The following is an 11032-nucleotide window of genomic DNA, read 5'->3' on the forward strand; positions in this document are numbered from 1 at the left end:
CCGGAACGCGCGATCACCACCAGTTCGCCCTTGGTGTTGGTCACGTAGCGCATCGTGGCGTTGAAGCCGATGATGCCGTTGGACTTGGCTTCCACGCTGGAGGCCACCGCCGCGCGCGACGCCGCACCACCGATGTGGAAGGTGCGCATGGTCAGCTGGGTGCCGGGTTCGCCGATGGACTGCGCCGCGATCACACCGACGGCTTCGCCCACGTTCACCAGACCGCCGCGGCCCAGGTCGCGGCCATAGCACTTGGCGCACAGACCGTAGCGGGTTTCGCAGGTCAGGGCGGTGCGCACGCGCACCTCGTCCACGCCCACGCTGTCGATCAGGTCGCAGGCGTCCTCGTCCAGCATCTGGCCGGCCGGGATCAGCACGCTCTGGTTCTCGGGGTTCAGCACCTCTTCGGCCGTGGTGCGGCCCAGGATGCGGTCGCGCAGCGACTCGATCACCTCACCGCCCTCGACGATGGCGCGCATCAGCGTGCCGTTGGCGGTGCCGCAATCGTCCTCGGTCACCACCAGGTCCTGGGTCACGTCCACCAGACGGCGGGTCAGGTAACCGGAGTTCGCGGTCTTCAGCGCCGTGTCGGCCAAGCCCTTGCGGGCGCCGTGGGTGGAGATGAAGTACTGCAACACGTTCAGACCTTCACGGAAGTTGGCCGTGATGGGGGTCTCGATGATGGAGCCGTCGGGCTTGGCCATCAGGCCGCGCATGCCGGCCAGCTGGCGGATCTGGGCGGCGGAGCCGCGCGCACCGGAGTCGGCCATCATGTAGATGGAGTTGAAGGACTCCTGGTCGACTTCCTGGCCGGAGCGGTCGATGGTCTTTTCCTTCTTCAGGTGCTCCATCATCACTTTGGAGATGTCGTCACCGGCCTTGCCCCAGATGTCCACCACCTTGTTGTAGCGCTCGCCGGCGGTCACCAGACCGGACGAGTACTGCTGGGCGATTTCCTTGACCTCGGCCTCGGCACGCTCGATGATGGTGTGCTTCTCGGCCGGCACCAGCATGTCGTCGATGGCGATGGAAATGCCGGCGCGGGTGGCCAGGCGGAAACCGTTCTGCAGCAGCTTGTCGGCGAACACCACGGTGTCCTTCAGGCCGCACTTGCGGAAGCTGGTGTTGATCAGCTTGGAGATTTCCTTCTTCTTGAGCGCCTTGTTCAGGTTCTCGAAGGCCAGGCCCTTGGGCAGGATTTCGCTCAGCAGCGCACGGCCCACGGTCGTGTCCACCAGCTTGGTCACCGGGGTGAATTCGCCGCTGTCCTTGTCCTTGACGTACTCGGTCAGGCGCACGCTGATCTTGGCGGTCAGCTCGACCACACCGGCGTCCAGGGCGCGCTGCACCTCCAGCACGTCGGCAAACACCATGCCTTCGCCCTTGCCGTTGGTGCGCTCGCGGGTGGTGTAGTACAGGCCCAGCACCACGTCTTGCGACGGCACGATCGACGGTTCACCGTTGGCCGGGAACAGCACGTTGTTGGAGGCCAGCATCAGCGTGCGGGCTTCCATCTGCGCTTCCACCGACAGCGGCACGTGCACGGCCATCTGGTCGCCGTCGAAGTCGGCGTTGAAGGCGGAACACACCAGCGGGTGCAGTTGAATGGCCTTGCCTTCGATCAGGATGGGCTCGAAGGCCTGGATGCCCAGGCGGTGCAGCGTCGGTGCGCGGTTGAGCAGCACCGGGTGTTCCTTGATGACATCTTCCAGGATGTCCCACACCACCGGCGTGCCGGCTTCCACTTCCTTTTTCGCCGCCTTGATGGTGGTGGCGATGCCCATGTTCTCCAGCTTGGCGAAGATGAAGGGCTTGAACAGCTCCAGCGCCATCAGCTTGGGCAGGCCGCACTGGTGCAGCTTGAGGGTCGGGCCCACGGTGATGACGGAACGGCCCGAGTAGTCCACCCGCTTGCCCAGCAAGTTCTGGCGGAAGCGGCCGCTCTTGCCCTTGATCATGTCGGCCAGCGACTTCAGGGCACGCTTGTTGGCGCCCGTCATGGCCTTGCCACGGCGGCCGTTGTCCAGCAGGCTGTCCACGGCTTCCTGCAGCATGCGCTTTTCGTTGCGCGCGATGATTTCCGGGGCCTTCAGCTCCAGCAAACGGCGCAGACGGCTGTTGCGGTTGATGACGCGGCGGTACAGGTCGTTCAGGTCGGAGGTGGCGAAGCGGCCACCGTCCAGCGGCACCAGCGGACGCAGGTCCGGCGGCAGCACGGGCAGCACGTCCAGCACCATCCACTCGGGCTTGATGCCCGACTTCTTGAACGCCTCCAGCACCTTCAGGCGCTTGGCGTTCTTCTTGATCTTCAGCTCGGAGCCGGTCAGGTCGTTGCGCAGCTTCTCGATCTCGCTGTCGATGTCGATCGACTCCAGCAAGTCCTTGATGCCCTCGGCGCCCATCTTGGCCACGAACTCGTCGCCGTACTCCTTGAGCTTGGCGTCGTAGTCGTCCTCGGACATGATGCTGAACTTCTTCAGCGGGGTCATGCCCGGGTCCACGATCACGTAGGCTTCAAAGTACAGCACGCGCTCGATGTCGCGCAGCGTCATGTCGAGCACCATGCCCAGACGCGACGGCAGCGACTTCAGGAACCAGATGTGGGCGCAAGGCGCGGCCAGGTCGATGTGGCCCATGCGCTCGCGGCGCACCTTGGTCTGGGTCACTTCCACGCCGCACTTCTCGCAGATCACGCCGCGGTGCTTCAGGCGCTTGTACTTGCCGCACAGGCACTCGTAGTCCTTGATGGGGCCGAAGATCTTGGCGCAGAACAGGCCATCGCGCTCGGGCTTGAAGGTTCGGTAGTTGATGGTCTCGGGCTTCTTGACTTCACCGAAAGACCAGGAGCGGATTTTTTCCGGCGAGGCCAGGCCGATGCGGATGGCATCGAAATGCTCGTCGGGCGTGAACTGCTTGAACAGGTCGAGCAAGGATTTCATAGTCTGCTTTCCTTTACTTCAGTGAATCAGGAGCGTTCCAGCTCGATGTCGATACCGAGCGAGCGGATTTCCTTGACCAGCACGTTGAACGATTCCGGCATGCCGGCGTCGATCGCGTGCTCGCCCTTGACGATGGACTCGTACACCTTGGTGCGGCCCTGCACGTCGTCGGACTTGACGGTGAGCATTTCCTGCAGGATGTAGGACGCGCCGTAGGCTTCCAGCGCCCACACCTCCATCTCCCCGAAACGCTGGCCACCGAACTGCGCCTTGCCGCCCAGCGGCTGCTGGGTGACCAGGCTGTACGGACCGGTGGACCGGGCGTGCATCTTGTCGTCGACCAGGTGGTGCAGCTTCAGGTAGTGCATGTAGCCGACGGTGGTGACGCGCTCGAAGGCGTCGCCGGTGCGGCCGTCGTACAACTGCGCCTGGGTACGGGTCGCGGTCAGGCCCTTGGCCTGGGCGATGTCGTCCGGGTAGGCCAGCTTGAGCATGTCGCGGATCTCGTCTTCCGAGGCCCCGTCGAACACCGGCGAGGCGAAGGGCACGCCCTTGGTCAGTTCCTGCGCCATGGAGCGCACTTCGGCGTCCGACAGGTCGTTCAGGTTTTCCTGGCGACCGGCACGGTTGTAGATCTGCTCCAGGAAGCCACGGATCTCGGTGGTGGCGGCTTCGCGCTGCAGCATGTCGCTGATGCGCTGGCCCAGGCCCTTGCCGGCCCAGCCCAGGTGGACTTCCAGCACCTGACCGATGTTCATGCGCGACGGCACGCCCAGCGGATTCAGCACGATGTCGACGGGGGTGCCGTCGGCCATGTAAGGCATGTCTTCCACCGGGGTGATCTTGGAGACCACACCTTTGTTGCCGTGGCGGCCGGCCATCTTGTCGCCCGGCTGCAGGCGGCGCTTGACGGCCAGGTAGACCTTGACCATCTTCAGCACGCCGGCCGGCAGGTCGTCGCCCTGGGTCAGCTTCTTGCGCTTTTCTTCAAACGCCAGGTCGAAGCTGTGGCGCGTCTGCTCCATGGAGTTCTTGATCGACTCCAGCTGCGCGGCCACGGTCTCGTCGGCCGGGCGGATGTCGAACCAGTGGTACTTCTCGACCTCGGCCAGGTAGGCCTTGTCCAGGGTGGTGCCTTTGGCCAGCTTCTTCGGGCCGCCGTTGGCGACCTTGCCGATCAGCAGCTTCTCGATCCGGTCGAAGGCGTCGGCTTCCACGATGCGCAGCTGGTCGTTCAGGTCCAGGCGGAAGCGCTTGAGCTCGTCGTCGATGATCTGCTGGGCGCGCTTGTCGCGCGTGATGCCTTCGCGGGTGAAGACCTGCACGTCGATCACGGTGCCGCTGGAACCCTGGTCCACGCGCAGCGAGGTGTCCTTCACGTCGGACGCCTTCTCGCCGAAGATGGCGCGCAGCAGCTTTTCTTCCGGCGTCAGCGTGGTTTCGCCCTTGGGCGTCACCTTGCCCACCAGCACGTCACCCGGCAGCACCTCGGCACCGACATAGATGATGCCGGACTCGTCCAGGCGGTTCAGCTGCTGCTCGGCCAGGTTGGGGATGTCGCGGGTGATTTCTTCCGCACCCAGCTTGGTGTCGCGCGCCATCACCACCAGTTCCTCGATGTGGATGGAGGTGTAGCGGTCTTCCGACACCACGCGCTCGCTGATCAGGATCGAGTCCTCGAAGTTGTAGCCGTTCCAGGGCATGAAGGCGATCAGCATGTTCTGGCCGATCGAGATCTCACCCAGGTCGGTCGACGCACCGTCGGCGATCACGTCGCCCTTGGCCAGCAGGTCGCCCTTCTTGACGATGGGTCGCTGGTGGATGTTGGTGTTCTGGTTGGAACGCTGGTACTTGATCAGGTTGTAGATGTCCACACCCACTTCACCGGCCACGGCCTCGGCGTCGTTGACGCGGATCACGATGCGGGTCGCGTCCACGTAATCCACCACACCGCCGCGCTTGGCGGTGACCACGGTGCCGGAGTCGATCGCGGCCACGCGCTCGATGCCGGTGCCGACCATCGGCTTTTCCGGGCGCAGCGTGGGCACGGCCTGGCGCGACATGTTGGCGCCCATCAGCGCGCGGTTCGCGTCGTCGTGCTCCAGGAAGGGCACCAGCGACGCCGCCACCGAGACGATCTGCGCTGGCGACACGTCCATGTACTGGATGGTGTCGGCGCTGGTCAGGATGGATTCGCCCTTTTCACGGGCGGAAATCAGCTCGCCGGTCAGGCGGCCTTCGGCGTCCAGCGTCGCGTTCGCCTGGGCGATCACGTACTTGCCTTCCTCGATGGCCGACAGGTAGTCGATCTGGTTGGTCACCTGGCCGTCCACCACGCGGCGGTACGGGGTTTCGATGAAACCGTATTCGTTCAGGCGGGCGTACAGGGCCAGCGAGTTGATCAGGCCGATGTTCGGGCCTTCCGGCGTTTCGATCGGGCAGACGCGGCCGTAGTGGGTCACGTGCACGTCGCGCACCTCGAAGCCGGCGCGCTCGCGGGTCAGACCGCCCGGGCCCAGGGCGGAGACGCGGCGCTTGTGCGTGATCTCGGCCAGCGGGTTGGTCTGGTCCATGAACTGCGACAACTGGGACGCGCCGAAGAACTCCTTCAGGGCCGCGGAAATCGGCTTGGAGTTGATCAGGTCGTGCGGCATCAGCGGATCTTGCTCGGCCTGGCCCAGACGCTCTTTCACGGCCTTCTCGATGCGGGCCAGACCGGTGCGGTACTGGTTCTCGGCCAGTTCGCCGACGCAACGCACGCGGCGGTTGCCCAGGTGGTCGATGTCGTCCACCTCGCCCTTGCCGTTGCGCAGGTCCACCAGGATCTTGACCACGGCCATGATGTCCTCGTTGGACAGCACCATGGGGCCGGTGGCTTCGTCGCGGCCCACTCGGGCGTTGAACTTCATGCGGCCCACGCGCGACAGGTCGTAGGTGTCCGGGTTGTAGAACAGGCGGTGGAACAGGGCCTGCACCGCGTCCTCGGTCGGCGGCTCGCCGGGGCGCATCATGCGGTAGATGGCCACGCGCGCGGCGAACTCGTCGGTGGTTTCGTCGGTGCGCAGGGTCTGGCTGATGTAGGCGCCCTGGTCCAGCTCGTTGGTGTAGATGCAGGCCAGTTCCTGGATGCCGGCGCTGCGCAACTTCTTCAGCAGCGCTTCGGTCAGCTCGTCGTTGGCCTTGGCGATGATCTCACCCGTGTCCGGGTCCACCACGTTCTTGGCGACCACGCGGCCCAGCAGGAAGTCTTCCGGCACGCTGATGTGGGTGGTGCCCGACTGCTCCAGCTCGCGGGTGTGGCGCGCGGTGATGCGCTTGTCCTTGGCCACCACCACGTTGCCGCTCTTGTCGGTGATGTCGAAACGCGCCACCTCGCCGCGCAGGCGCTCGGACACGTAGGCCATCTGGGCGCCGCTGTCCATCAGGCGGAAGTGGTCGTTGACGAAGAAGTTGGCGAGGATGGTTTCCGGCGTCAGGCCGATGGCCTTGAGCAGGATGGTGACCGGCATCTTGCGGCGGCGGTCGACGCGGAAGTACAGCAGGTCCTTCGGGTCGAATTCGAAGTCCAGCCAGGAACCGCGGTAGGGGATGATGCGGGCGCTGAACAACAGCTTGCCCGAGCTGTGCGTCTTGCCCTTGTCGTGCTCGAAAAAGACACCGGGCGAGCGGTGCAGCTGGGACACGATCACGCGCTCGGTGCCGTTGATGATGAAGGAGCCCTTGTCGGTCATCAGGGGCACTTCGCCCATGTAGACCTCTTGCTCCTTCACTTCCTTGACCACCTTGGACTGGCTGGTCGAGGACTCGCGGTCGTAAATGATCAGTTGCACGCGGGCGCGCACTGCCGACGCAAACGTCAAACCCCGGGTCTGGCACTCGCGCACGTCGAACGCCGGCTTGGCCAGGTTGTACTCGACGAACTTCATTTCCACGAAGCCGTTGTGCGAGACGATGGGGAAGGCCGACTCGAACGCGGCCTGCAGGCCCTCGGCGGCCCGCTTGCGCGGGGCCAGGTCGGCCTGCAAGAACGCGGTGTACGCGTCCTTCTGCATCTGCAAGAGGTAAGGGATTTCCAGCACGTTTTCGCGGCTGCCAAAGCTCTTGCGGATGCGTTTGCGTTCGGTGTATGAATATTGAGCCATGAGATCTCCGGGCTTGAGGTCTGCGGCGACTGATCGGCAGCGGCGCGTGGGCGCGCACCCCTGGTTCTTGGTGACTGGCCTCTACCAGTCTGTGGCGGACGGTCCGCGCATTGCACGCGGACCCGAACCAAGCCGTCTTCTGCAGTCGGGGTCAGAAGACACGGCCAAAACGTCTGCGCGAGGCGTTTTGGCGGTGCGCTCTGTAAGCGCCAAAAGGCTGGAAAGCCCTTGCGGACCTTCCAGCCTTGGAGCGCGGCCGAATTACTTGAGTTCGGCTTTGGCGCCGGCTTCCACCAGCTTCTTGACAGCGGCTTCGGCGTCGGCCTTGGGCAGGGCTTCCTTGACGGTCTTGGGAGCGCCGTCCACCAGGTCCTTGGCTTCTTTCAGGCCCAGACCGGTGATTTCGCGCACGGCCTTGATGACGGACACCTTGTTGGCGCCGGCTTCTTGCAGGACCACGTCGAATTCGGTCTTCTCTTCAGCGGCCGGGGCAGCGGCACCGCCGGCGGCAGCCGGGGCGGCCATGGCGGCGGCGGACACGCCGAACTTCTCTTCGATGGCTTTCACCAGGTCGTTGAGTTCCATGACGCTCATGCTGTCCAGAGCGGTCAAAAATGCGTCTTTGTCGAATGCCATTTTGATTTCCTAAATAACGATTGGTCGAGGTCGGCGCGCCTTAGGCGGCCTGTGCCTCGCCCTTTTTCTCGGCCAGAGCGGCCAGCACACGGGCGGTGCGGGAGATGGGGGATTGCATCAAGCCCAACAACTGCGCCAACAGCACTTCCTTCGAAGGAATGCTGGCCAGCTGCTTCACGCCGTTCGCGTCCAGGGCCTTGCCGGAATACACGCCACCGCGGATCACCAACTTGTCGTTGGTTTTCGCGAAGTCGGCCACCACCTTGGCGGCGGCCACGGCGTCTTCCGAGAAGCCATAGATCAGCGGACCGGTCATCTGGTCGGCGCCTGCCTCGAAGCCGGTGCCGGTCACAGCGCGGCGGGCCAGGGTGTTCTTCAGAACACTCAGGCTCACACCTTGGCTGCGGGCGGCAACGCGCAACTGGGTCAGGGCAGCGACCGTGATGCCGCGGTATTCCGCCATCACGAGCGTTTGAGCTTTAGCGGCGAGTGCCGACACCTCGTCGATGACGGCCTGCTTCTCACTGCGATTCAGACTCAAGGTCTACTCCTTAAAAAGCAGGGTCGAAAAACCTTCCCTGCACCTTCTTGCAGCGACCAACCGTTTTGGAACACATCCATCTGCGGCGGGATCGCCATCTGCGCTGGCGCCTGCGTCATTAAGCGGCGTGCCCGGAGGCCCACCGCACCAGCGGTCTTGGATGGCTCCCGGCCACTGGCGCGACCGGGACCCACCACCACGGGCACCCCAAGGGGCACCCACATTCACTCACGCGATCAGGCCGCGATGGACGGCACGTCCACGCGCACGCCCACACCCATGGTGGACGACACGGCGACCTTGCGCAGGTACTGACCCTTGGACGAAGCCGGCTTGGCCTTGTTCAGGGCATCGATCAACGCGGCCAGGTTGCCCTGCAGCTTGTCGTTGTCGAAGGAGCGGCGACCGATGGTGCCGTGCACGATACCGGCCTTGTCCACGCGGAACTGCACCTGACCGGCCTTGGCGTTCTTCACCGCGGTGGCCACGTCGGGCGTCACGGTGCCGACCTTGGGGTTGGGCATCAGGCCGCGCGGGCCCAGGATCTGGCCCAGGGTACCGACGATGCGCATCGCGTCCGGAGAGGCGATCACCACGTCGAATTCCATCTTGCCGGCCTTGACTTCGGCGGCCAGGTCTTCAAAACCCACCACGTCGGCACCAGCGGCCTTGGCTTCTTCGGCCTTGGCACCCTGGGCGAACACGGCCACGCGCTTGGTCTTGCCGGTGCCGTTGGGCAGCACCACGGCGCCGCGCACCACCTGGTCGGACTTCTTGGCGTCCACGCCCAGCTGCACGGCCACGTCGATGGACTCGTCGAACTTGGCGTTGGCGCACTCTTTGACGATGGCCAGGGCTTCGGTCAGCGGGTACAGCTTGGTGGAGTCCACCTTGCCTTCAAAGGCTTTTTGTTTCTTGGTCAGCTTGGCCATGTCACACGCCCTCCACAATCACGCCCATGGAACGGGCAGAACCCGCCAGGGTCTTCACGGCGCCTTCGATGTCGGCGGCGTTCATGTCTTTCAGCTTGGTCTTGGCGATCTCTTCCAGCTGAGCGCGGGTGATCTTGCCGACCTTCTGCTTGTTCGGCACCGAAGAGCCCTTGTCCAGCTTGATGGCCTTCTTGATGAGGGTCGTCGCCGGGGGGGTCTTGATGATGAAGGTGAAGCTCTTGTCCGCGAAGGCAGTGATCACCACCGGCAGCGGCAGACCGGGCTCGACGCCCTGGGTCTGGGCGTTGAACGCCTTGCAGAACTCCATGATGTTCAGGCCGCGCTGACCCAGCGCCGGACCGATCGGGGGAGAGGGGTTGGCCTTACCAGCTGGCACTTGCAGCTTGATGAAGCCGACGATTTTCTTCGCCATGTGTGACTCCTGCGAGTGCTATCGGCGGCCTGGCGCCACGCCAGCCGCCTCCTCGCGGTAAAGGTCCGGGATTCGAGCCAGCGGGCGCATCACACCCACCGGACGCCGGCGTCGGACCGACAGCGCCAGCAAAAAACGCCAAGGCGATTGCTCGCTTCGGCGGAATTTGGAATTATAACGCCAGTTTTGAGCCACTGGCAAGACTGTGCAGCGACCCGCGTCGGTCGCCAAGAACGGCGCGCCGGCTCAGGTTTTTTCGACCTGGTTGAATTCGAGCTCGACCGGGGTCGCACGACCAAAGATCGTGACCGAGACGCGCAGCTTGTTCTTCTCGTAGTTGACCTCTTCCACGGTGCCGTTGAAGTCGGTGAACGGACCTTCCTTGACGCGCACGTATTCGCCGGTGATGAACTCCACCTTGTGGCGCGGCTTGTCGGAACCTTCCTGCATCTGGCTGACGATCTTCTGCACCTCGCCCTCGGAAATGGGCGAAGGACGGTTGCGGGCGCCACCGACAAAACCGGTCACTTTGCTGGTGTTTTTGACCAGGTGCCAGGTGTCGTCGTCCATCACCATTTCGACCAGAACGTAGCCGGGGAAGAACTTGCGTTCGGTGGTGCGCTTCTGGCCGTTCTTGATCTCCACCACTTCTTCGGTGGGCACCAGGATGCGGCCAAACTTGTCCTGCATGCCGGCGCGCTGCACCCGCTCCAGGATGTTGCGCTCGGCGGCCTTTTCCATGCCCGAGTACGCATGGACCACATACCAGCGCATGCCCTCGGCGGGCGCGGCGTTCATGGTGGTGATGTCGGTCGATTCGGTCATAGTCATCTCCAGCCCAGGAACAGGTCGTACAACACCCACTCCAGGGTTTTGTCGGTCAGCCACAGGAACAGGGCCATCACAAACACAAACACAAACACGTAGGCGGTCATCTGGATCGATTCGCGGCGCGTCGGCCACACGACCTTCTTGACCTCTTTCCACGAATCCTTGCCATAGGCCACCAGACGGCGCCCGGCGTCGGACACACCGAACACCCCGACCGCGGCACCCAAGGCCACCAGCAACGCCGCCCACTGCGCCAGCGAACCCTGGGCCGACAGCAGGTAAAACGCCACAAAGCCGCCGACCACCAACAGGGCCGCGACCGCGAGCTTCGCTTTGTCGGCACCCGTGCCGACGGTTTCTACATCTGTGGTGGCCATCTGTGCTGTGCCTACAAGTCTGCGCGCTAGAAAAACAAGCCCACCAGAGGTCTTGCGACTTCGGCGGGCTTTGCAACCACTTGGGCGAGCGACCCGAAGATCGCTTACTGCCGGGTGGCAGGGGCAGTAGGAATCGAACCTACAACCTTCGGTTTTGGAGACCGACGCTCTGCCAATTGAGCTATACCCCTAGAACCGAAA

General features: G+C 64.0%; 8 protein-coding genes and 1 tRNA gene. All 9 read right to left on the reverse strand.

Annotated features, from left to right (window positions below; genetic code table 11):
- Positions 1 to 2939 (reverse strand): DNA-directed RNA polymerase subunit beta' (gene rpoC / locus HA630_RS17985; RefSeq protein ID WP_243855512.1); only part of this gene is annotated, 2939 nt, incomplete at its 3' end.
- Between the two features lie 26 nt (positions 2940 to 2965).
- Complete coding sequence (gene rpoB / locus HA630_RS17990; protein WP_166836485.1) at positions 2966 to 7081, reverse strand: DNA-directed RNA polymerase subunit beta; 4116 nt, start codon at positions 7079 to 7081, stop codon at positions 2966 to 2968.
- Between the two features lie 261 nt (positions 7082 to 7342).
- A complete protein-coding gene (gene rplL, locus HA630_RS17995; RefSeq protein WP_166836487.1) occupies positions 7343 to 7717 on the reverse strand; it encodes a 50S ribosomal protein L7/L12 in 375 nt (124 codons plus the stop codon).
- A 40-nt stretch (positions 7718 to 7757) separates the two neighbouring features.
- Positions 7758 to 8258 carry a 50S ribosomal protein L10 gene (rplJ, locus tag HA630_RS18000; RefSeq protein ID WP_101048189.1) on the reverse strand — a complete coding sequence of 167 codons (501 nt, stop codon included), beginning with the start codon at positions 8256 to 8258 and terminating at the stop codon, positions 7758 to 7760.
- 236 nt (positions 8259 to 8494) lie between these two features.
- A complete protein-coding gene (gene rplA / locus HA630_RS18005; protein ID WP_166836489.1) occupies positions 8495 to 9190 on the reverse strand; it encodes a 50S ribosomal protein L1 in 696 nt (231 codons plus the stop codon).
- Between the two features lies 1 nt (position 9191).
- Positions 9192 to 9623 (reverse strand): 50S ribosomal protein L11, encoded by a 432-nt coding sequence (gene rplK, locus HA630_RS18010; RefSeq protein ID WP_166836491.1) that lies wholly within the window; start codon positions 9621 to 9623, stop codon positions 9192 to 9194.
- A gap of 246 nt (positions 9624 to 9869) precedes the next feature.
- The gene (gene nusG, locus HA630_RS18015) at positions 9870 to 10448 is read right to left on the reverse strand and encodes a transcription termination/antitermination protein NusG (RefSeq protein WP_166836493.1); all 579 of its coding nucleotides are present in this window, start codon (positions 10446 to 10448) and stop codon (positions 9870 to 9872) included.
- Positions 10449 to 10450: 2 nt separating this feature from the next.
- A complete protein-coding gene (gene secE, locus HA630_RS18020; protein ID WP_166836495.1) occupies positions 10451 to 10831 on the reverse strand; it encodes a preprotein translocase subunit SecE in 381 nt (126 codons plus the stop codon).
- Between the two features lie 115 nt (positions 10832 to 10946).
- Positions 10947 to 11022: transfer RNA gene (locus HA630_RS18025), tRNA-Trp, on the reverse strand.
- Between the last annotated feature and the right edge of the window lie 10 nt (positions 11023 to 11032).

The sequence above is a fragment of the Aquabacterium sp. A08 genome (genome assembly GCF_011742065.1).

Coding starts and splice junctions, on each gene's coding strand:
- rpoB (WP_166836485.1), bottom strand. CDS start 7,081: ATGGCTCAATATTCATACACCGAACGCAAACGCATCCGCAAGAGCTTT.
- rplL (WP_166836487.1), bottom strand. CDS start 7,717: ATGGCATTCGACAAAGACGCATTTTTGACCGCTCTGGACAGCATGAGC.
- rplA (WP_166836489.1), bottom strand. CDS start 9,190: ATGGCCAAGCTGACCAAGAAACAAAAAGCCTTTGAAGGCAAGGTGGAC.
- rplK (WP_166836491.1), bottom strand. CDS start 9,623: ATGGCGAAGAAAATCGTCGGCTTCATCAAGCTGCAAGTGCCAGCTGGT.
- nusG (WP_166836493.1), bottom strand. CDS start 10,448: ATGACCGAATCGACCGACATCACCACCATGAACGCCGCGCCCGCCGAG.
- secE (WP_166836495.1), bottom strand. CDS start 10,831: ATGGCCACCACAGATGTAGAAACCGTCGGCACGGGTGCCGACAAAGCG.